16 protein-coding genes are annotated in these 22,811 nt (G+C 57.3%); 12 read left to right on the top strand and 4 right to left on the bottom strand.

The window, feature by feature from the left end; genetic code table 11:
* Positions 1 to 131: 131 nt before the first annotated feature.
* Together araD and AC50YL_RS06165 are read left to right on the top strand one after the other, a co-directional pair.
* Positions 132 to 827 (top strand): L-ribulose-5-phosphate 4-epimerase, encoded by a 696-nt coding sequence (gene araD / locus AC50YL_RS06170; RefSeq protein WP_494830225.1) that lies wholly within the window; start codon positions 132 to 134, stop codon positions 825 to 827.
* A gap of 24 nt (positions 828 to 851) precedes the next feature.
* Complete coding sequence (locus tag AC50YL_RS06165) at positions 852 to 2,531, top strand: ribulokinase (RefSeq protein ID WP_494830224.1); 1,680 nt, start codon at positions 852 to 854, stop codon at positions 2,529 to 2,531.
* Positions 2,532 to 2,641: 110 nt separating this feature from the next.
* Here AC50YL_RS06165 and AC50YL_RS06160 read toward each other — a convergent pair whose 3' ends face one another.
* A complete protein-coding gene (locus AC50YL_RS06160) occupies positions 2,642 to 3,556 on the bottom strand; it encodes a hypothetical protein (RefSeq protein WP_494830223.1) in 915 nt (304 codons plus the stop codon).
* Positions 3,557 to 3,714: 158 nt separating this feature from the next.
* On the opposite strand from AC50YL_RS06160, the gene AC50YL_RS06155 reads away from it, so the two are divergent.
* The 7 genes from AC50YL_RS06155 to lacZ all read left to right on the top strand — a co-directional run bounded on the left by AC50YL_RS06155 (position 3,715) and on the right by lacZ (position 14,705).
* The gene (locus tag AC50YL_RS06155) at positions 3,715 to 4,542 is read left to right on the top strand and encodes an alpha/beta fold hydrolase (protein ID WP_494830221.1); all 828 of its coding nucleotides are present in this window, start codon (positions 3,715 to 3,717) and stop codon (positions 4,540 to 4,542) included.
* A gap of 319 nt (positions 4,543 to 4,861) precedes the next feature.
* The gene (locus tag AC50YL_RS06150; protein ID WP_494830220.1) at positions 4,862 to 6,430 is read left to right on the top strand and encodes a response regulator transcription factor; all 1,569 of its coding nucleotides are present in this window, start codon (positions 4,862 to 4,864) and stop codon (positions 6,428 to 6,430) included.
* Between the two features lie 11 nt (positions 6,431 to 6,441).
* Positions 6,442 to 8,223, top strand: a complete 1,782-nt coding sequence (locus AC50YL_RS06145) for a cache domain-containing sensor histidine kinase (protein ID WP_494830219.1) — start codon at positions 6,442 to 6,444, stop codon at positions 8,221 to 8,223.
* Positions 8,224 to 8,385: 162 nt separating this feature from the next.
* Positions 8,386 to 9,693, top strand: coding sequence for an ABC transporter substrate-binding protein (locus AC50YL_RS06140; protein WP_494830217.1), 1,308 nt, complete (start codon positions 8,386 to 8,388; stop codon positions 9,691 to 9,693).
* A 146-nt stretch (positions 9,694 to 9,839) separates the two neighbouring features.
* Positions 9,840 to 10,715: a carbohydrate ABC transporter permease gene (locus AC50YL_RS06135; RefSeq protein ID WP_494831176.1), complete on the top strand. Its 876-nt coding sequence runs from the start codon at positions 9,840 to 9,842 to the stop codon at positions 10,713 to 10,715.
* On the top strand, positions 10,708 to 11,526 hold the full coding sequence (locus tag AC50YL_RS06130; protein WP_494830215.1) for a carbohydrate ABC transporter permease: 819 nt from the start codon (positions 10,708 to 10,710) through the stop codon (positions 11,524 to 11,526). Before AC50YL_RS06135 ends, AC50YL_RS06130 begins: the two co-directional genes overlap by 8 nt.
* Positions 11,527 to 11,603: 77 nt before the next feature.
* Complete coding sequence (lacZ, locus tag AC50YL_RS06125) at positions 11,604 to 14,705, top strand: beta-galactosidase, LacZ type (protein ID WP_494830213.1); 3,102 nt, start codon at positions 11,604 to 11,606, stop codon at positions 14,703 to 14,705.
* 189 nt (positions 14,706 to 14,894) lie between these two features.
* On the opposite strand, the gene AC50YL_RS06120 is transcribed toward lacZ, so the two are convergent.
* Entirely contained in the window at positions 14,895 to 15,503 is a 609-nt protein-coding gene (locus tag AC50YL_RS06120; RefSeq protein ID WP_494830211.1) for a superoxide dismutase, read from the bottom strand.
* A gap of 232 nt (positions 15,504 to 15,735) precedes the next feature.
* Between AC50YL_RS06120 and rfbC the strand changes: the two genes are divergently transcribed.
* From rfbC to rfbD, 3 genes are read left to right on the top strand one after another with little or no spacing between them, the layout of a single operon-like run.
* Positions 15,736 to 16,293: a dTDP-4-dehydrorhamnose 3,5-epimerase gene (gene rfbC, locus AC50YL_RS06115; RefSeq protein ID WP_494831174.1), complete on the top strand. Its 558-nt coding sequence runs from the start codon at positions 15,736 to 15,738 to the stop codon at positions 16,291 to 16,293.
* 7 nt (positions 16,294 to 16,300) lie between these two features.
* Positions 16,301 to 17,329 carry a dTDP-glucose 4,6-dehydratase gene (gene rfbB / locus AC50YL_RS06110; RefSeq protein WP_494830209.1) on the top strand — a complete coding sequence of 343 codons (1,029 nt, stop codon included), beginning with the start codon at positions 16,301 to 16,303 and terminating at the stop codon, positions 17,327 to 17,329.
* Positions 17,326 to 18,186 (top strand): dTDP-4-dehydrorhamnose reductase, encoded by an 861-nt coding sequence (gene rfbD / locus AC50YL_RS06105; RefSeq protein WP_494830207.1) that lies wholly within the window; start codon positions 17,326 to 17,328, stop codon positions 18,184 to 18,186. Before rfbB ends, rfbD begins: the two co-directional genes overlap by 4 nt.
* 165 nt (positions 18,187 to 18,351) lie before the next feature.
* Here rfbD and AC50YL_RS06100 read toward each other — a convergent pair whose 3' ends face one another.
* Positions 18,352 to 19,887, bottom strand: a complete 1,536-nt coding sequence (locus tag AC50YL_RS06100) for an S-layer homology domain-containing protein (protein ID WP_494830205.1) — start codon at positions 19,885 to 19,887, stop codon at positions 18,352 to 18,354.
* Positions 19,888 to 20,046: 159 nt separating this feature from the next.
* Complete coding sequence (locus tag AC50YL_RS06095; protein ID WP_494830203.1) at positions 20,047 to 22,482, bottom strand: O-antigen ligase family protein; 2,436 nt, start codon at positions 22,480 to 22,482, stop codon at positions 20,047 to 20,049.
* Between the last annotated feature and the right edge of the window lie 329 nt (positions 22,483 to 22,811).

Below are 22,811 nucleotides of genomic sequence, written 5' to 3'. Positions count from 1 at the left end.
CACTTGTACGTACAAGTTATAATGGAGTCGATTAGATACGACGGCACGTCAGCGCCGGGCCGACTCCGAGCGGATTCGCCTTTCAGCGGTGCCGGACGTCCGTCTTGCTTACTTCGGGAAGGGGAATGGACATGCTGGAATCGTTGAAGCAAGCCGTATGGGAAGCCAACATGGAGCTGCCCAAGTACGGCCTGGTCACGTTTACGTGGGGCAACGTGAGCGGGATCGACCGCGAGAGCGGGCTGGTCGCCATCAAGCCGAGCGGGGTGCCGTACGAGGAGCTTCGCGCCGATCAGATCGTGATCGTCGATTTGGAAGGGAACGTCGTGGAAGGCGGCCTTCGGCCTTCTTCCGATACGCCGACGCATGTCGCGCTTTACCGGGCGTTCGCGGGCATCGGCGGGATCGTGCATACGCATTCGCCGTGGGCGACGAGCTGGGCGCAGGCCGGGCGCGGCATTCCGGCGCTGGGCACGACGCATGCGGATTATTTCTACGGGGAGATCCCGTGCACCCGTCCGATGACGGAAGCGGAGATCACCGGCGCGTACGAGCTCGAGACGGGGAACGTGCTCATCGAGACGTTCCGCGAGCGGGGCATCGATCCGAATCAGGTGCCGGCCGCGCTGGTGTACAGCCATGCGCCGTTCTGCTGGGGCAAGGATCCGCATAACGCGGTGCATAACGCCGTCGTCGTCGAAGAGACGGCCAAGATGGCCCTGCACACGTTCCGGCTGAACCCGGCCGCGCCGCCGATGGATCAGCGGCTGCTGGACCGCCATTATTTGCGCAAGCACGGCAAGAACGCCTACTACGGGCAAAAGTAAACGAGACCAAGGAGGAATCGTATCATGACGCATAACTATGCGATCGGCGTGGATTACGGCACGGAGTCCGGCCGCGCGGTGCTTGTCCGCTTGTCCGACGGCGCGGAAATCGCGGAGCATGTGACGCCCTACCGCCACAACGTAATCGACGAGCGTCTTCCGGAAAGCGGCCTGCGGCTCGAGCATGACTGGGCGCTGCAGCATCCCCGCGATTATATCGAGGTCCTGGAACATTCGGTGCCGGCGGTCGTGCGGGAATCGGGCATCGACCCGGTCGAAATCATCGGCCTCGGCATCGACTTCACGGCTTGCACGATGCTGCCGATCGACGGAGCGGGACAGCCGCTTTGCTTCGATCCGGCGCATAAGCAAAACCCGCACAGCTGGGTGAAGTTGTGGAAGCATCACGCGGCGCAGGACGAAGCCAACCGGATCAACGAAACGGCGGCGGCGCGCGGCGAGACGTTCCTTCCCCGTTACGGCGGCAAGCTTTCTTCCGAGTGGATGCTCGCGAAGGCGTGGCAAATTCTGAACGAGGCGCCCGAAATTTACGAGACGGCGGATCAGTTCGTCGAAGCGACGGATTGGGTCGTCAGCCAAATGACCGGCAGCATCGTCCGCAACAGCTGCACGGCGGGCTACAAAGCCGTCTGGCATAAGCAGGAGGGCTATCCGAGCCGCGATTTTCTGAAAGCGCTTGATCCGAGGTTGGAGGAATTGGCCGAAACGAAGCTGCGCGGCAACGTGCTTCCCCTCGGCACGAAAGCCGGCGAATTGACCGCGGGCATGGCTGCCCGCATGGGGCTGGTCGCCGGTACCGCGATCGCCGTCGGCAACGTGGACGCGCATGCGGCCGTGCCGGCCGTCGGCGTCGTGACGCCGGGCAAGCTCGTCATGGCGATGGGCACGTCGATCTGCCATATGCTGCTCGGCTCCGAGGAGAAACAGGTCGAAGGCATGTGCGGCGTCGTCGAGGACGGCATTATTCCGGGCTTCTACGGGTACGAGGCGGGGCAGTCGGCGGTCGGCGATATCTTCGCCTGGTACGTGGACGAAGCAGTTCCGGCCTATGTGGCCGAAGCGGCCAAGAACGAAGGCATCAACGTGCACGAATGGCTCGAAAAGCAGGCGTCGGCGCTGAACGTCGGCGAATCCGGCCTGCTCGCGCTGGATTGGTGGAACGGCAACCGTTCCGTGCTCGTCGATACGGATCTGACGGGCATGATCGTCGGCCTGACGCTGCTGACGAAGCCGCAGGAAGTGTACCGCGCGCTGCTCGAAGCGACGGCTTTCGGCACGCGGAAGATCATCGACGCTTTCCACGGCAACGGCGTGGAAGTGCACGAGCTGTACGCCTGCGGCGGACTGCCGCAAAAGAACGCCCTGCTGATGCAGATCTACGCGGACGTGACGAACCGCGAGATCAAGGTCGCGGCTTCCAGGCAGACGCCCGCGCTCGGCGCGGCCATGTTCGGCGCGGTGGCGGCCGGCGCGGCCAAGGGCGGTTACGACAATATCGTGGACGCGGCCGCCGCGATGGCGCGCGTGCGCGAAGAGACGTTCAAGCCGATTCCGTCGAACGTCGCGGTGTACGAGAAGCTGTACGCAGAGTATAACCTGCTGCACGATTATTTCGGCCGCGGCGCGAACGATGTCATGAAACGGCTGAAAGCCATCAAGGAAGAAGCAAGCGCGCGCGGATAATCGCACGGCTCGTCCCGCACTTGTATTTTCGTGGATCGACATGCAATCGCCCGCGGCCTGATCGAAGGCCGCGGGCGATTTTTTGCATTTTTGCGTAGCGAGGAAGAGGTTTATTGCGCTTCTTCCGCTTCGAGCCGTTGGAGCTCGTCGAAATTGTTTTCGACTTGCCCGGGGAACGCCGGCGCGTCGGGATCGTCGCTGCGCGGTCCCGTCACGAAGAGCTCGAGTCCGACGGCATCGCCGCGGTGAACCGGGAGGTAGAGCAGCGTTTGCGGAATCGGACGGCCGTTAAGCCGCAGAACCAGATCGACATTGCCCGCGATGAAGACGCCGTTCACCGAGATGATCCGGCCGTTGTTGCCGAATCGGACGACGCCCGTCGAGGCGAGCGCCTGGCCGACGTTCATGCCGGGGAAGTGCCGAATCGTGTAGGCGTTCGTTATCCATGGGAAGAAGTTGCCGCCGTTAATGAAGACGCGGACGAATCCGAATTGAGGCGGGAAGCCGGGACCGCCGGGGAAGCCAGGGAAACCAGGACCGCCCGGGAAACCGGGGCCGCCAGGGAAACCAGGACCGCCGGGGAAACCGGGGCCGCCAGGCGGAAATCCAGGGCCGCCGGGGAAGCCGGGGCCGCCAGGCGGAAATCCAGGACCGCCGGGGAAACCGGGGCCGCCGCCAGGCGGAAATCCAGGTCCGCCGGGGAAGCCGGGGCCGCCGCCGGGACCGCCGGGTCCACCGGGAAAGCCCGGTCCGCCAGGGAAACCAGGTCCGCCGCCCGGACCGCCGGGTCCACCGGGAAAGCCTGGTCCGCCAGGACCACCGGGAAAACCCGGACCGCCCGGTCCGCCTGGGAAGCCAGGTCCTCCAGGTCCGCCGCCGGGACCGCCGGGGCTGCCGGGAAATCCAGGTCCGCCGGGACCGCCGGGAGGGAATCCGGGCGTGCCGGGGGTCATGCCCCGAGGCCCGTTGCAGCCGCAATCCCTATACCCCTGGGGCGCGCCGGGAACAAACGCATAGCGAGTCATAGATCGATCTCCTTTTGAAAACGCAAGGATGGGTGAATATCTCGGTTCAGCTTATGCGGCAGGAGCCTATCCGGTGTCCGCTTTTCAAAACATCGCGACTATCCGCTCGGGAGCGCGGTATACATATACAAACGGGCGAAATGGGGGCTGATTGAACGATGGGCTTCTACGTTGAGGTGGAGCACGGCGTGAAAATCTTCGTCGAGGACGTCGGCCGCGGCAGGCCGGTCGTGTTCATTCACGGCTGGCCGGCGAATCGCAAAATGTGGGAGTACCAGACGAATGTCGTGTCTCGACACGGTTACCGCTGCATTTGCATCGATCTGCGGGGCTTCGGGAATTCCGACGCGCCGCTGCATGGCTACACGTATAACCGCATGGCCGACGATATCCGCGTCGTGGCGGAAGCGCTCGGCATACAGGATGCCACGCTGATCGGCTTCTCGATGGGCGGGGCGGTGTGCATCCGCTACATCACGCGCCATGCCGCGCGCCGAATGCGGGGGCTCGTCCTGGCGGCTGCCGCGGCGCCGCGGATGACACGGCAGCCCGGTTATCCGTACGGTCAGCCGCCGTCTTATACCGATACGATCATTCAAGGCCTGGAGAAGGACCGGCCGAAAGCGACCGTCGAATTCGGCGCCGTTTTCTTTCATAAGCCGGTCAGCGATTCGTTCCGCGCGTGGTTTGACGGACTCGGGATCGAGGCGTCCGCTTACGGCGCGATCGGCGGCATGGAGGCGATTCGGGACGAGGATCTGCGGGCGGAGCTGCCCTTCGTCCGGGTACCGACGACGATTCTTCACGGCAAGTACGATCTCATCGTTCCGTTCGCGCTCGGAGAGCTGCTGCATGAAGGCATCCGGGGCTCCGCGCTCGTGCCGTTCGAGGAGAGCGGTCACGGCTTGTTCTACGACGAACGCGAGAAATTCAACCGGGAGCTGCTGAGCGCGCTCGAGGCTCAGACTCCCGGGGAGCGCCGGTGACACGCGGCGGCGGACCGATGTCTTGCGCAAGGCCGTTGTCGGAATCGATCGACGGATTCGCCACTAAAGGTACCATTTGATACCCAAGCTCCTGTCCGCCCCGGCACACTGCCGCCCTAAACGTCCGCGAGCATGCAGACAACCGCCTGGCCATCCGCCGGCGGTTTTTTGGTTTGACCCTGTACTGCCTACAGGATGCGGGCGTCGCTTACCTAGGTATCCAGTCGCAATCGACCGAAAAACCGCGGGCAAGAAACCGATCGGACATTTCGGTTATAATGAACCTATTATTTTTTGGCAGATCGAGGGGGAACGAATAATGTCGATTTATTGCAGGCTGCTGATCGTCGACGACGAGGCGTTGATCCGAAACGGCATCAAGCATTATATGAACTGGGAGCAGGAAGGCTTCCAGATCGTCGGGGAAGCGTCGAACGGCAAAGAAGCGCTGGCGCTGATCGACGAGCTGCAGCCGCATATCGTGCTGACGGATCTCGTCATGCCGGTGATGGACGGGGAAGAGCTGACGCGGCGGATCAAGCTGCATCATCCGGAGATCGAGGTCATCGTCCTGAGCAGCTTCGGCGACTTCGATTACGTGCGTTCGACGTTCCAAAGCGGCGTCCGCGATTATATTTTGAAACCGAAGCTCGATACCGGGCAGCTGCTGGACGTCCTGAAGACCGTCGCCGAGAAGATTCCGTCGCTCCAAGCCGGCGGGGGCGGAGGCAAGCACGGCCCGTCCGTGAAGACGGTGCTCGAGAAGCTGCTGTCCGGCTTCGAACTCGACGAGGTGCGCGCGGGAGGCGAGCTGGCCCAAGCTTTTCCCCACCGCATGTTTTGCCTGCTCGGCCTGGATCTGCGGGGAAGACCGGTCACGAAGCAGGAGATAGGCGATATCCGCCAGCGGATGGAGGACGAGCTCGGCAAACAGGCGCTCTACGCGCATCAATTCGTCTATCATAGCCTGAAGGCGGACGCGGCCATGATCGTCGTGCTGTTCAATCTGGATTATCCCATCCTGAGCTTGCTGCCGTTCTGGGCGAGAACGATGGCGGACGCGCTGGCCCGGCCGGAACTCGAAGCGGCGATCATCGTCAGCGAGCCCTTCTCGGAGCTGCCGCGCCTTGCGTCCGTGTACAAGAAGAGCCTGCTTCGGTTGATGGACTACGCGTTCTACTTCCCCCGCAAGAAGCTGCTCGTGTACAACGAGCTGCCGGAGCCGCCGCAGGCGCAGGAGCCGTTCAACCTGAACCGGTTTACGGAGGCGTTCAAACGGGAACGCTTCGACGCGGCGTTCGACTATTTGCGCGAATTCATGGAATCTTATACGACCGATTACACGACGGACGTGTTCGCGTTCAAGTCGTTTCTCAACAACTTGATGTTCAACGTTACGGTGCTGCTCGGCAATATGGGCTACGGCATCGCGCCGCTCGAGAGCAAGAAGTACGACTATTTCAAGGCGATCGAGGAGTCCCGGAGCGCGGCCGCGGCCGCGCTCCTGTTGAATGCGTTCGTCGCGGAGGCCAAGCAGTGCATCGCCGATAAGGGCGAGCAGGCCGGCAACGCCAACATGAAGCGGCTGCTGGACTATATCCATGCGCATTATGCCGAACCGCTGAATTTGACGGAGATGGCGAAGCATTTTCACTTCAATCCTTCGTATCTGTCGAGCTATTTCTCCTCGCATCACAACGAAGGCTTCGTCGACTATGTGCACCGCGTCCGGCTGGAGAAGGCCGAGGAGCTGCTGCGCGCCGGCGAAGCGTCGATCTCGGAGATCAGCGGGATGGTCGGCTATTCCGACCACAGTTACTTTTGCAAAGTGTTCAAGAAGCACACCGGCCTGTCGCCGAGCCGCTACCGGCAGCAATCCATGAGATGAGCGGGTGAAGCATGAGAAACGTATTGGATCGGTTCAAATACAACGGGTTGTTCGTGAAAATGTTCCTCGTCATGGCGGCCGGCATCGTGGCGGTATCGGTGACGACGACGTGGACGACGATCAACATCTCCAGCCGCGTCTTCATGGACACGTTCAGCATCACGAATTCGAAGGTGATCAACCAAATCCAAAGCAGCCTGGACTCTTTCAACTACTCGATTATCGTCACGACGAATAAAATCGCCCAAAGCGGAACGATCCGGCAGTTCCTGACCGAAGACGACGGCGATTCCAGCAAGATGTTCAACGCCTATTACTTGATGGGACAGCAAATGAACCGCTATCGCTCCAGCGTGGACGCGTACGATATCGGCATCACGGTCACCGGCGTGAACGGAAGGCGCTATTCCACGGATCGGTCGTACTGGCCGGTGCCCGACAGCGTCCTCGCCGAACATCCCATCACGAAGCGCTCGCTGGCGGAGCCGCGCAAGCTCATCTATTCGTACGACGATGCCGGCGCGTCCGGCAATCCGGGGCTTCAGCCGGCGATCATCGCTTCCAAGGCGCTCGTCGACCGAAGCGGGGCCGTGTACGGGATGATGTATTTCGCGGTGCGCGAGCCGTATTTCGCCCGCTTCTACGACAGCAATACGAGCGCGGGCAACGACGTCGCCGTGCTGGACGAGCAGGGGACGATCGTGTCGTCGAACCGCGGCGACTGGATCGGCCGGCAATCGGCGGAGCTGCTTCGCTATGCGAAGGAAATCGATGCGAAAGGCCTCCGCTACAAAAACGCCGCGGTCATGGGCAAGGATCAGCTGCTGCTCGCGGAGCAGCTCGGCGGCTTGAATCTGTACATGGTCAACGTGATCGACAAGCAACAGGTGCTCGGGCAATTGACCGATACGCGGCGAATCGCGCTCATGGTGATGGCGATCGTGGCCGCAACGGTGCTGATCGTGTTTCTGATCTCGCGCAACCTGACGAAGTCGTTGACCCGGCTGGTGAAGCAGATCTCGACGATATCCAAATACGAGTTCGACCGCCATGTCAAAGTCGACGGCAGCTACGAGACGCGGCAGCTCGGCATCGCGTTCAACGCGATGATCGACGAGCTGAACGCGTACGTCGGCAAGCTGGTCGAGACCCAAAAGCAGCGGCGCAACGCGGAGCTCGAGGCGCTTCAGCAGCAGATCAACCCGCATTTTCTGTACAATACGCTCGCGTCGGTGAAATTCATGGTGCAGCAGGGCAGCAAGGACAAGGCGGCGGAGACCGTCAACGCGCTGATCTCGCTGCTGCAGAACGCGATCGGCAACGTCAGCGAGATGATCACGGTCCAGCAGGAGCTGGATAATTTGAAAAGCTACGCGTTCATCAATCAGGTGCGGTACGGCGAACGGATCCGCGTCAGCTACTTTATCGCGCCTGACTGTCTGGCGTACCGGATCCCGAAGCTGATGATCCAGCCTTTCATCGAGAATGCCTTCTTCCATGCGTTCAACGAGAAGGCCGAGGGCTATATCCACATCATGGTGACGCAGGAGGGCTCGTCGCTCGTCTGCGAGGTGGTCGACAACGGGGACGGGATGAACCTGAGCGGCGAGATTCCGAAGCCGAACAACAAGCGCCAGCTGTTCAGCGGGATCGGCGTGCGCAACGTCAACGATCGCATCAAGCTGCTGTTCGGCGAAGGGTACGGGGTGACGATTACGAGCGATATCGGGGAAGGAACGCGCGTGCGGATCCGGATTCCGCTGCTGAAACCTAACGATCTTCCTACTTTCTAAAGATTGTCCAAGCCGATGGAGGCTGCCTGCCCCAACGTATAAGAATATGACAATTCGTTGTAAAGATCGTGCTAACGAGCGAAATTCAGGGAATGCTATCATAAAGCAGTGAGCTAGTAAACGCTTACAACGACAACAAAAAGAGAACCGGAGGTCATGAAAGTGAAGAAACTGATTGGACTACTCGTAATTTGCGTGCTCGTGCTCTCGGCATGCTCGTCGAAATCGAACGATACGGCGGACAACGGCGCCGGCAGCGGCGGGAACGGCGGCGAAAAGGCCAGCAAAGTCACGGTTTGGGCATGGGACCCCAACTTTAACATTAAAGCGATGAACCTCGCCAAGGACGCATACGCGGCGAAGGATCCGAATCTGACGGTCGATATCATCGAGAATGCCCAGAACGATATCGTGCAGAAGCTGAATACGGGCATGAGCTCCGGCACGACCAAAGGCTTGCCGAACATCGTGCTGATCGAGGACTATCGCGCGCAAAGCTTCCTGCAGGCGTATCCGGACATGTTCTACGACCTCAGCGGCGCGATCAAAGCCGAGGACTTCGCGGATTACAAGCTTGGACCGACTTCGGTCGACGGCAAGCATTACGGCGTGCCTTTCGACTCCGGCGTGGCGGGCCTGTACGTGAGAACCGATTATTTGGAACAGGCGGGCTACAAGATCGCCGACCTCCAGGACATCACGTGGGACCAGTACATCGAGATCGGCAAAAAAGTCAAAGCCGCAACGGGCAAAGACTGGATCTCGCTTGACCCGAACGATCTCGGCGTCATCCGCATGATGATCCAATCCGCGGGCCTGTGGTATCTGGACGCCGACGGCAAGACGCCGAACATCGCGAACAACGCGGCCATGAAAGAAGCGTTCGAGGTGTATAAGAAGCTGATGGGCGCCAACATCGTCAAGACCCATTCCGACTGGAGCTCGCTCGTCGCGAACTACAATACGGGCGCCGTGGCTTCCATCCCGACCGGCAACTGGTTCACGCCTTCCATCACGGCGGAAGCGTCGCAATCCGGCAAATGGGCGATCGCTCCGATGCCGAAGCTGGCCAAGACGCCGAATTCCGTCCACGCGACGAGCATCGGCGGCAGCTCGTGGTACGTGCTGAACGTGCCGGGCAAGGAAAAAGCGGCGGCGTTCCTGAAGGACACCTTCGGCTCGGACGTGGATCTCTACCAGAAGTTCGTCACCGACGTCGGCGCCATCGGTACGTACAAACCGGCCGCTTCCGGCGAAGCGTTCTCCGCGGCGAACGAATTCTTCGGCGGCCAGAAGATCGTCTCCGACTTCGCCAACTGGACGACGCAAATTCCGAACGTGAACTACGGCTTGCACACGTACGCCATCGAAGATATCCTGATCGTCGAAATTCAAAACTTCCTGAGCGGCAAGCCGCTTGACGACGTCTTGAAGGACGCGCAAAGCCAAGCCGACGCGCAAGTGAAGTAACAATCGGACTGACGAGACCTTGGACATGGTTCCGCGCCGCGCCGCGATTCGATCGGGCGAACCGGCGCGGGCCGGGCCAAGGTCATTATGATGATTCCTGAGATGGAAAGGAGCTGGCCGCCACCGTGAGCAAAGCGAGAACAAGCATGAATATCAAAGCGAAAACGAGCGCGATCAGTTGGTCGTTCATTGCGCTGGCCGTCCTGTTGATCTGCGCGTTTTACTTTTACCCGATGATCAAGGCGCTCATTCTGTCGTTCCAAACGGGGACGGGCACGAACCTCCATTACGTGGGGGGAGACAATTACGCCAGGTTGTTCAAGGATAAGACATTCCTCACCGCGCTCAAGAACACGTTCATCTTCTTGATCGTGCAGGTGCCGATCATGATCCTGCTTGCCCTGTTCATATCGGTGCTGCTGAACGACAGCAAGCTGAAGCTGAAGGGTTTTTTCCGCACGGCCATTTTTTTGCCGGCGGTCACGTCGCTCGTCGCGTACTCGGTTATTTTCAAGTACTTGTTCGGCAATGACGGACTTATCAATACGGCGCTGCTGAAGCTGCATCTGATCGGCGCCCCCATCCAATGGATCACCGACCCGTTCTGGGCTAAAATCACGATAATAATCGCCATCACCTGGCGTTGGACCGGATATAACATGATTTTCTATTTGTCTGCCCTGCAGAACATCGATAACTCCATCTACGAGGCGGCGCGCATCGACGGCGCATCGGCGTTCCGCCAGTTCCGTCAAATCACGGTGCCGCTTCTGAAGCCGATCATCCTGTTCACGTCGATCACGTCGACGATCGGCACGCTGCAGCTGTTCGACGAGGTCATGAACATCACGAAGGGCGGACCGGGCAATTCCACCACGACGCTGTCGCAGTACATCTACAATCTATCGTTCAAATACACGCCCGACTTCGGCTATGCGGCGACCGTCTCGTACGGCGTCGTCATTCTGATCGTGATCTTCTCCATTCTTCAGTTCAGACTGGCAGGTGACAGAAATGGCTAAACGGATATTCACCTATGTTTTCTTGAGCCTGGCGGCCGTGATCTCGATCTTTCCGTTTCTCTGGATGATCATCAGCGCGACGAACAAGTCGGTCGACGTCACGAAAGGCTCGCTTCTTCCCGGCTCGAACCTGGGCGCCAACTTCAGCAAGATCGTCGACCAGATCGCGCTTGGTCCGGCTCTGCTTAATTCCGCGAAAATCTCGGTCTCGACGACGGTGCTCGCGCTGCTGATCGCTTCGCTGGCGGGTTACGGCTTCGAGATCTACCGCAGCCGGGCGAAGGACATCGTCTTCAATATCCTGCTGTTGTCGATGATGATTCCGTTCGCGGCGCTCATGGTGCCGCTGTACCGGATGTTCGGCACGATCACGCGGGTCATCCCGGCGATCGGGATCGACACGATGTCGGCGGTCGTCCTGCCGACGGTCACGACGGCGTTCCTGATCTTCTTCTTCCGCCAAAGCACGAAGATGTTTCCGAAGGACATGCTCGAGGCCGGCCGGATCGACGGCTTGAACGAGCTCGGCGTCTTCTTCCGCATCTACGTGCCGACGATGCGGACGTCGTACGCGGCGGCGGCGATCATCACGTTCATGTCCAGCTGGAACAATTATTTGTGGCCGCTCGTCGTGCTGCAGTCGCCGGAGAAACGGACGATTCCGCTCCTGATCTCCAACCTCGGCTCGAGCTACGCGCCGGATTACGGCGTGAACATGCTCGTGATCCTGATCGCGACGCTGCCGACCGCCATCGTCTTCTTCCTGATGCAGAAGCATTTCGTCGCGGGAATGACGGGCTCGGTCAAATAAGCCTGCACTTGATCAAAATAAACCTGCATTAGAAGATGCTAGCAATAAAGGCAGATCAGCCCAAGGAGGAACGGAAAGTGAAAGCAACGACAGCCGATATCGGATGGCTCAGCGATCCGACGGTGTATCAAGTGAATCGGCTAGCGGCGCATTCCGATCACCGCTATTACCGCACGACGGAGGAGGCCGCGCGGCAGGCGCCGATGAGCATGCGTTATTCGCTGAACGGGAATTGGAAGTTCAGTTACGCGGCCAACGCGGCGAGCCGGCCGGAACGCTTCTACGAGACGGGTTACGATTGCGGCGGCTGGGACGACATTCAAGTGCCCGGGCATATTCAGCTCCAGGGCTACGGCCAGCTTCAATACGTCAATACGATGTATCCTTGGGACGGCCTCGACGGCGTCAGGCCGCCCGGGATCCCGCAGGCGAGCAATCCGGTCGGCAGCTACGCGAGGACGTTTCGCCTGCCCGAGACGATGAGCGGACCGCTCTATATTTCCTTCCAGGGCGTGGAATCGGCGTTCTACGTCTGGCTAAACGGCCGATTCGTCGGGTACGGCGAAGACAGCTTTACGCCTTCGGAATTCGAGCTTACGCCGTATTTGCAGGAGGGCGACAACAAGCTCGCCGTCGAAGTGTTCCAGCGCAGCACCGGCGGTTGGCTGGAGGATCAGGATTTCTGGCGGTTCTCGGGGATCTTCCGCGACGTGTACCTGTATACCGTACCGGACGTCCACGTCCGGGACCTGCAGGTTCGCGCGGAGCTGGACGACAGCTATAAGATCGGCACGCTGCGCGTCGATCTGTCGCTGCTGGAATCAGGGGACGGCAGCAGCGACGCGGGGGCTCGCGCGGAGCTGACGCTCAAGGATGCGGACGGCAAAGCCGTTGCCGCCTCGGAGGGCCGCTTTCGCGGCGGCAAGCTGACGCTCGAAGCGAACGCGGGGGCCGTGAAGACGTGGAGCGCCGAGCTACCGCATTTGTACAGCGTCTGCTTGTCCGTCTACGACGCGCGCGGCGAGCTTGTCGAAGCGATCGTGCAGAAGAGCGGCTTCCGCCGGTTCGAGCTGATCGGCGGCCTCATGTGCCTGAACGGCAAACGGATCGTCTTCAAGGGCGTGAACCGCCACGAGTTCAACGTCCGCCGCGGCCGGGCGATCACGGCCGAGGACATGCTGTGGGACGTCAAGACGATCAAGCAAAACAACCTGAACGCCGTGCGTACGTCGCATTATCCGAACCAGACGCTGTGGTACGAGCTATGCGACGAATACGGCCTGTACGTCATCGACGAGATGAATCTGGAGACGCACGGCTCGTGGCAGAAGATGGGGGCCGTCGAGCCCTCCTGGAACATTCCCGGCAATCGGCCGGAGTGGCGAGGAGCGGTATTGGACCGCGCGCAATCGATGCTCGAGCGGGACAAGAACCATCCGTCGATCCTGATCTGGTCCTGCGGCAACGAGTCGTACGCGGGCGAAGTGATTCTGGAGGCGTCGAATTATTTCCGGGAGCGGGATCCGGGCCGGCTCGTGCATTACGAAGGCGTGTTCCACAACCGCGAATACGACGCGACGAGCGATATGGAGAGCCGCATGTACGCGAAGCCGGCGGATATCGTCGCGTATCTCGAGAGCAATCCCGCGAAGCCCTATATCAGCTGCGAATACATGCACGCGATGGGCAACTCGGTCGGCGGCATGCACAAATACACGGAGCTCGAGCAGCGGTATCCGATGTACCAGGGCGGCTTCATCTGGGATTACATGGATCAATCGCTGACGGCGCGGGACCGGTACGGGAACGAGTTTTTCGCCTACGGCGGCGATTTCGGCGACCGGCCGACGGATTACAGCTTCTGCGGCAACGGCATCGTGTTCGCGGACCGGCGCGTCTCTCCGAAGATGCAGGAGGTCAAATTCCTGTACCAGAACGTGAAGCTGCAGCCGACGCGCGACGGCGTGAAGATCGTGAACGAGCATTTGTTCGCGAACACGAAGCGATGGGCGCTCACGGTACGATTGTATCGGGAAGGCATCGAGGTGTACGGCTGGACCGGCGAAGCGGCGGTCGAAGCGGGGAGCGAGGCTTTCGTACCGTTGGATTTGCCGGCCGAGGCCATGGCGCGGCCGGGCGAATACGCGATTCATGCGGCCCTCGTGCTGAAGGACGCGGAAGCGTGGGCGGAAGCGGGCCATGAGGTCGCTTTCGGCGAGGAGCTGTTCGAGGTCGCGGCGGCGCAATCGGACGCGGCTGCGGACGCGGCTGCGGCTGCGACGCCGGCAGGATCGGTTCGCGTCGTCGAGGGCGACGTCAACATCGGCGTGATCGGAGACGGTTTCAGCGTCTTGTTCTCGAAGCAGGCCGGTTCCCTCGTCTCGCTCCGCTACGGCGGGCGGGAGATGATCGCGGCTCCGCCGATGCCGCTCTTCTGGCGGGCGACGACCGATAACGACAAAGGCACGAATCTCGGCTTCGAGGCGGGGGTTTGGTGTGCGGCAAGCCTGGCGCGCAAGTGCACCGGCGTCGCGCTGGAAGCGGCGGAAACCGGCGACCGGGCGACGGTGTGGTTCGATTACGGTTTCTCCATCAGCGCGGAGCTTCGCGTCCGGACGGCGTATACGGTCCACGCGGACGGAAGCGTGAACGTCCGGATGGATTACTCGGGCGCGGCAGGACTGCCGGACGTGCCGATCGTCGCGCTCTCGTTCAAGCTGTCCGCCGATTACGGCGATACGGAATGGTACGCGATGGGACCCGAGGAGAATTATATCGACCGCGCGTTCGGCGCCCGTCTGGGCGTATTCGGCCGGAAGGTCGCGGAATTGCCCTCCGCGTACTTGGTGCCGCAGGAGTCCGGCAATCGGACGGGCGTCCGCCGCTTGCGCATTACGGACGAGCGCGGCCTCGGTGTGCAGCTGACGGCTCCGCCGTCCGCGCCGGTGGAATGCTGCGTTTCGCCGTACACGGCCTTCGAGCTGGAACAGGCCGCGCATCCTTATGAACTGCCCGGCGTTCATTACACCGTCGTGACCGTGGCGGGGCGCCAAATGGGCGTTGGCGGCGACGATAGCTGGGGAGCGCCGGTGCACGAGGAATACCGCATTCCGGCCGAGCGGGCGATGAGCTTCGCGTTTACGCTGTCTGCCGTCGATCGTGCATCCGAATCGCATTGAAGCTTGTATATTAATAGGAAGCGAAGTACCGAGGCAGGAGCGCGGAATGCTATGCAAACCGTGCTCCGCGCTCGAAAAAGGCTGACGTCAAGGCGATCCCGAATCGCCCTGCGTCAGCCTTTTTGCCGTTCGCGCATCAAAAAAGACCTCCGCGCTTTTGGCGCGAAGGTCTTTGCTTGAGCAAGTCGATTACTTGGCAGCGTCGTAACGTTTGCCGACTTCGGCCCAGTTCACGACGTTCCAGAACGCCGCGATGTAGTCAGGGCGTTTGTTTTGGTAGTTCAGGTAGTACGCGTGCTCCCAGACGTCCAGACCCAGGATCGGCGTGTCGCCTTCCATGATCGGGCTGTCTTGGTTCGGCAGGCTGTACACTTTCAATTTGCCGTTGCTCAGCGCGAGCCAAGCCCAGCCGCTGCCGAAACGGGTCGTTGCCGCTTTCGCGAAATCGGCTTTGAATTGATCGAAGCCGCCCAGTTCGTTCGCGATCGCATCGGCAAGAGCACCCGTAGGCGCGCCGCCTGCGTTCGGTCCGATCACTTCCCAGAACAGGGAGTGGTTCGCATGGCCGCCGCCGTTGTTACGAACAGCCGTGCGGACCGCTTCCGGAACGCTGTTCAGGTCGGCGATCAGGTCTTCGACGGATTTGTCTTGCAGCTCGGGAGCGGACTCCAGGGCAGCGTTCAGGTTCGTCACGTAAGTGTTATGATGACGGTCGTGGTGAATCATCATCGTGGTTTCGTCGATATGCGGTTCAAGAGCATTGTTTGCATAAGGCAAAGCGGGCAATGTGTGTGCCATCAGTCAAAAACCTCCTAATAATATGTAATCGTTTTTCCACTTCATTATCCCCGTTCTCGTCCAATAAATCAACATAAATGTTTGTAAAGTCGGTTTGAAAATTCATCGGACGCCGGAACATCTTCTAGCATGATCATTTACCCGGCTTCCCATACCGCTTGGGCCAAGCTCGAAGCAAAGCGGACCCTTCCGGAATATACATGAAGTACTACCGTTGAAATGGGTGAGCCATATGATCGTGTCCGATGCGGGACTGTCCGGCGTGAAGGTCATCGAACCCGCCAGCTTTCAGGACGCCCGCGGCTTTTTCATGGAGAGCTATAATCGCGAAGCGCTGGCGAAGCACGGGATAACGAACGTATTCGTCCAGGATAATCATTCGCTGTCCGCGGTGCCGGGCACGCTGCGCGGCATGCATTATCAACTCGTCCCGAACGCGCAGGCGAAGCTGGTCCGGGTGATCGCGGGCAGCATTTACGACGTCGTCGTCGATATCCGCCGCGGGTCGCCGACGTTCGGCCGCTGGGAAGGGTTCGAGCTGTCGGCCGGCAACAAGAAGCAGCTGCTCGTCCCGCAAGGCTTCGCGCATGGATTCATGACGCTCGAGGCCGATACGGAGGTGCTGTATAAAGTCGACGCGTACTACTCGCAGCCGGGCGACCGGGGCATTGCCTGGAACGACCCGGCGCTCGGCATCGCATGGCCGCTGGAGCCGACCGTTCTGTCGGCCAAGGACGCCAAACATCCCATGCTCCGCGATGCGGAGTCGAATTTTACTTACGCGAGGTGAAGACAGCGTGAAACTGATGATTACGGGCGGAGCGGGCTTCATTGGCAGCAACTTCGTTCATTACATGCGCAAGACGCACCCGTCCTATTCGATCCTGAATGTGGACGCGTTAACGTATGCAGGTAATATAACCAATTTGGCAAGCATTGAACCGGTGGACGGGCGCTACCGTTTCGTCCGGGCGGATATCCGGGACAGGGCCGCGATGCTGCCTTTATTCGAAGCGGGTTTGGACGCGGTGATCCATTTTGCCGCCGAATCCCATGTCGACCGCAGCATCGCGCAGCCGGACGTGTTCGTGACGACGAACGTGGTCGGGACGCATACGCTGCTGGAGCTGGCAAAGGCGCATGGCGTATGCAAATTCGTACAGATCTCCACCGACGAGGTATACGGCAGCTTAGGCGCGTCCGGTCTATTCACGGAGTCGACGCCGCTTTCGCCGAACAGTCCGTATTCCGCCAGCAAAGCCGCGGCGGATCTGCTGGTGCGAGCGTATCACGAGACGTACGGCATGGACGTGAACATCACCCGCTGTTCCAACAATTACGGCCCCTATCAATTCCCGGAGAAGCTGATCCCGCTCATGATAGCGCAGGCGCTGCAGGATAAGCCGCTGCCGGTCTATGGCGACGGGCTGAACGTGCGCGACTGGCTTTACGTGGAGGATCACTGCAGCGCGATCGATCTCGTGCTGCACCGGGGGGCGCCAGGCGAGGTGTATAACGTCGGCGGTCGCAACGAGCGGACGAATCAGGAGGTCGTGACGACGATACTGGAGGCGCTTGGCAAACCGGCTTCCCTGATCGCGCATGTTCCGGACCGGCTCGGCCATGACCGCAGGTACGCGATCGACGCGGACAAAATCCGCACCGCCCTGGGCTGGCAGCCGCAATTCCCGTACGAACGGGGCATACGGGCCACGATCGAATGGTACATCGACAACGCGGCATGGTTGGAACAGGTCGCTTCGGGCGCCTATCGCGGCATGAACGAAGGGGATTCGACGAACGGCGAGGAGTTGGGCGGATCATGACAACGAGACCGATGCGCATCATCGTAACGGGGGCAAACGGCCAACTCGGGCAGGAGCTGCTCGCGCTGCCGCTGCTGCAACAGGAAGGCATCAGCATGCTTGGCTTCGGCCGCGGCGGCCTTGACGTGACGAACCTGCAGAACTGCCGCGAGGTCGTCAAACGCTATCAAGCGGACGCCGTCATTCATTGCGCGGCGTATACGGCCGTCGACCAGGCGGAGTCGGAGCCGGCGGAGGCCTTCCGCATCAACGCGGAGGGCACACGCAATATCGCGCTCGCGGCACGGGAATTCGGGGTGAAGCTGGTGTACGTCAGCACCGATTACGTCTTCGATGGCACGGCCTCGGAGCCGTACGAGGAGAGCGGAGAGACGAAGCCCCGCACCGTATACGGCAAGTCCAAGCTGGCGGGCGAGCAGGAGGCGTTGGCGATCGGCGGCCGGACGTTCATCGTCCGCACGTCCTGGGTCTACGGCAAGCATGGACGCAATTTCGTGGAAACGATTCGCGAGCTGGCGAAGACGCGCGACGAGATCCGGGTCGTAATGGACCAGTTGGGCTCTCCGACCTATACGCTGGATTTGGCGGAATTCCTGATCCGTCTCGTGCGCACGGAGCATTACGGCATCTATCACGCGACCGGAACCGGGGTGTGCTCCTGGTACCAGTTCGCGCAGGCAATCCTGGAAGAGAGCGGCATGGCGGGCGCAAAGCTGCTGCCGTGCACGACGGCCGACTTTCCGCGCCCCGCGCCGAGGCCGGCGTATTCCGTGCTGCGGCATGGCGCAATCCAGCGGCAGGGGCTGCAGGACCTCCGGCACTGGCGAGCAGCACTGGCGGCGTATATACGAGGGTAATACTACTATGCGAGGCAGGAGATTATACCTAGTATTTATTCAATTCATTTTCTACTATTGCTCGCCATTTTAACTAGACTTGAAAGCGCTTTACCTATATAACCAAAGAAGCCCCCACAAGAGTGGGGGCTTCTTTGCTGGAAGTTGGATCTCAATAATTAAAGACTATTTAATGAAACCAACGTTACCGAGGAAACGAGCGATCATTGTAGCTGCTTCAGCACGGTTCGCATTAGCGTTACCTACTACCATAGTAGCAGTTTGGCCTTTAACGATACCTTCGCTTACAGCAACAGCAACTTCGCCTTTTGCCCAGCCCAGGCTGTCAGCATCTTTAAAGTTTGCCAGTGCCGCGGATACTTGCGCATCCGTCAGCGTGACATCTTTACCCGCGAATTTCATAGCGCGAGCTACGATGGCAGACAGTTCTTTACGAGTGATGTTCGCGTTCGGTTTGAAAGTACCGTCTTCATAACCCGTGATCAGACCCGCTTTAACCGCCGTAGCGACTGTAGCAGCGTACCATTGGTTGGAAGCGACATCTTTGAATTGCGAAGTCGATCCGGATACTTCAAGACCCAATGCGCGAACGACCAAAGCTGCAAACTCAGCGCGCGTAATGTCCCGTTTCGGTTCGAATTTGTTAGCAGACGTACCGGTAACGATCAATTTACTTGCGAGAGCTTCAACATCTTTCTGTGCCCAGTTTCCAGCCAGATCCGCGAAGGATACGGCTTTCGCTTGGATGACAGTGTAGATGCTGTTTCCGTTACGTTTCAATGTTGCGATCGTTTTGCCGTTCTCAGTATTGAAGGTAGTTGGCACAAAAGCGAACGTACCCGTTGCTGGATCGTACAAAACGCCAACAAGGTTGGACGTATCAGCTGCAACTTCATTCAGGCCGATCGTACGATTTACGTACTGGCCGAATGTCGTAACTTCTTGTTCTTTGCCACCCCCAACTGCAACGACTTTAAAGTCGACAGCAGGAGCAACCTCTTTACCGCCTGCTGCAGTAACGGCTGTGCCGATTTTGTCAGCAGTATCGCCAATTACTTTTTTCAATTCAACGCGGATCACAAGGTCCTTCAGCTCAACCCCGAGGGATTTAGCGAGATCTTCAAGTTTCAACGCGGCGATTGGCAGGGTGTAGGAAGTACCGTTTTCCAAAATGATGGTCAGGGACTTGCCTTTAGCCAGGGCGTCAGCAGGCAGCAGAACGACTTCGGATTTCGAGGAAACCGTAGCGTCTGCGTTAGCATTGAACAAGTTGATAAGAGCATCGCGGTTAACAGTTCCGTCAGCGTTGATGACGTCCAAAGTTACAGGCGGGAAATATGCAGTGCTACCGTTATCAGTGGAGTACGTGTACTCACCAATCGTACGGCTTGTTGGGCCATATTGAAGGTAAGTATTTTGAGTGATCGTAATTGCTTGATCGAATACGTATGCTCCATTGCTGTATGTAGCCGTTGCAACGCCATATTGACCGTTTGGTCCATAGACGCCGACCGTAATTGTACTGCGATCACCTGTAAGGGCATTGTATTCAGCATCAGTCAAAGTAACCGAACCCGAAAGTTGATTACTGTTCTGAGTGACGTTGAATGTCGCCGCAAAAGCGATAATCGGAGTAAATACGGAAACAATCATTGCAAAGACAAGAACTGCCGCTGTTTTGTTCTTAAGAAGTTTTTTCATGTTATGTTTTCACCTCCTTTCAATAGAATCAAAAGAGATCTTTTACCAGAAGTTATTATATAATATCTCATTACGATATAGTAGGTCAATAAATGTAAAAAAGAAGGGAAATTTCATTAAAATTGCCACAAAAGTTTGTTTGAATTCCGCAAAGTGTGACTATTTCTCTGATTTGATATTAAAATCTTCTAATTTTCCTCTTATTATTTTATCGTCTTTTCCCTGGGCATTTAGAGCATCCAGATAGACTTGTAATGCATTTACTACATACTTTTCGTCCAGTTTATGTTTCGTTAGCGGTTTGGTGATGTCGACTGCTTCCTTATAGTTCTTTTGTTCAACGTCGATTTGTGCGATCGCTAGACGAATAAGCGGCGTAACACTGAAATCTCGTCCTTGGAGCTGTTCCTTCGGCAAAGCTTTCAGAAGATCGATTCTGGCAAGAACCTCGTCATAGAGTTCTTTGGCGCGCTTCCATTTCTTAAGGGCGTTTGTTACGTCGTTTTTCTGCTCAGCAATACCTGCTTGCGCATATTCCCAGATTGTACGTTCGTAAAATTCAATGTCCCAAGGCCTGGTTTTAATGCCTGCTTCGAGTACGTATAGTGCTTTATCGATATTCCCCAGGTTTTTATCCAGCGTAAATTCAACCAGGAATAGATCTCGATTATAGGGTTCGGATCTCCGAAGTCGATCGACTAATAACGAAGTGCTTTGTAAGTACTGTTGATCCTTCGTTTGATTGAAAGCCTGATTCAGCCAATCGATTTCGCGAAGGATATATTCTGGGTTGCTCGGTGAATACGTAATAGCATCCTCAAGCGGTGGAATTAAATCCTTCAGTTGATGCTGCTTGTCAGAGGCAAGGGAAATAGCATTACGATAATAGGAATCGGCCATATAGGATCTCCAAGAACCGATTAACATAATGGATGCCAATAAGGCAATGCCTGTGGGGAGACCGATCCTCCAGACTTTTCCCGAAACTTCGTCTTGGCGAATCTTCTCGGGAAGTGCCATCCGTTCACCGTAAGCGGCCCCCATCAATCCCAGCGATAAAAAGACCATGATAGCCAGGTAAATATAGCTCATATCAAAATCGATTGCGCTATGCACGAGAAGAGAAACAACGATGATATAGAATGCAAAGTGGGATTTTTCTTCGTCGTTGTCCTTGATATAGCCTCTTATGTAAATGAAAAATACGCAGGCGATGAAACCTATCAAAACAAGCAGTCCTACCCAACCGGTTTCAACAAGCGTTTGCAGGTAAAAGCTATGAACCTGTTTGCTGCTATACGGGTTATGTTGGTATTTCTCGTAGAGAGCATTCCATCCGCCGCCGCCTGCCCCGAAAACGGGATAATCGGCAGAAATCTTCAACGCGTCTTTATAGAACGTTCCACGTTCGAGCACGCTGTGTTGATTGAGGTTGATGTTCTCGAGTCGATCGGCGATTTCGCCAGGCAATAATTGACGTACGCTGCTGCTGGCCAGGAGCAGGAAGGCGCCTGCCAAGGTAATGACGACTAATGCAACGGGAACGATTGCATACGATCTTCTGGTTGCGGCAAACACCGCGAATTTTGCTTCCAAGCGGTCGTTAAGCAACTTGTGCAACAATAGTATGACGGCTGCGGATATAAGGCCCGCAATAATAATCAACGACCAGCCCTCAAGCGGCAATCTAGACCAGACTGATATCAGATTCGGGTTGCCGCCTGCTGTCTTCGGAAGAACCTGGGGAGCAATGGCATTCATGGTTGAAGTCGTTTTGCCCAGAATCGCGAAGGAGGCGATTATTGAAATGCAGGTATAAAGCAGGAACAGCAATTGCTGCTTGAACTTCAGGAAAGGCAGCACGAGCAAAATCAATATTGGCACGATAACCAAGGCGCCCCGGGACAAAGTAAGCATGAAGGACACCCAAATTGGCACGAGCATGAAGGCATGAATAAAACGCAAGTACGATAATCGGGCTTGTACAATAAGGAAGAGTCCAACTAAAAACAAGGCAGAAAGATAAGCGGCATAAGCATTCGGGTATTGGAACACCGCGGTAACTCGATATACCTCTTGTTGGTACCATAGTGCATCCGGAAAGTAACGTTGTCCGAACATATTAGCTAGACCGTAGAAAACGACGCCGTAACCCGATAACTGCATGCCGTAAAGCAGTACTTGCCTTGCTCTGATGGAATCTCCGAAATAGAGCCCCAAAAGGAAAACGGCAGCGAACGTGAAGGTAACATTAATCATGATATGCGATTGATGAACCGATGCGGCATTGAAGTTGGAAATCAAGTATGTAAACGGTATCAACCATATGAGCGCTGCAAGAAGCGACTTCCAGCTGTCTAATCTGGTCGTCTTGAACAAATAAATGGTGCCGATCAGCATCAGGACGAAAAATACAATCTCGACCCCAAATAGAGATCGCTCATACATTTGCAGGTAGCCAACAAACAAAAGGCTGCTGTTATAAGGATAAATAAACAATAACAATGTGATTACAGCAAGTACGGACCATTTAATAAGCGAAATGTCAGATGGTGGCTGAATAGGTTTTAATTTCTCTTTTTTAATGGATTTCATTCCATTCTCCTAATAGGAATATCGAGTTTGGCTGGCAGAAAATGCAACTATGTTGGTCAATAAGATAGTATTATAGTTATTTGACGCATAAAAGACAATAAAGTTTCGATAAAATATTAATATCATATTTACAATGAGGATCTTGACTCCATTTAGACAGAGCGAATAAACAAGGATTTTCTACTTCTTTGTCGAAACTCTTTAAGTTGACAAGAGAGATTGTGGAAAATATTGATTTAATGTATTTAAATGCCTTTTAAATACTCCGGAATTTTACTATAATACTTGTATTTTATGGGGTGAGTCTGGCTCGGTAATGTTTGAAAAAA

Source organism: Paenibacillus sp. J22P277 (genome assembly GCF_059383675.1).
Note: the sequence above shows the minus strand (reverse complement) of the source record. Positions and strands in the feature narration are given on the sequence as shown.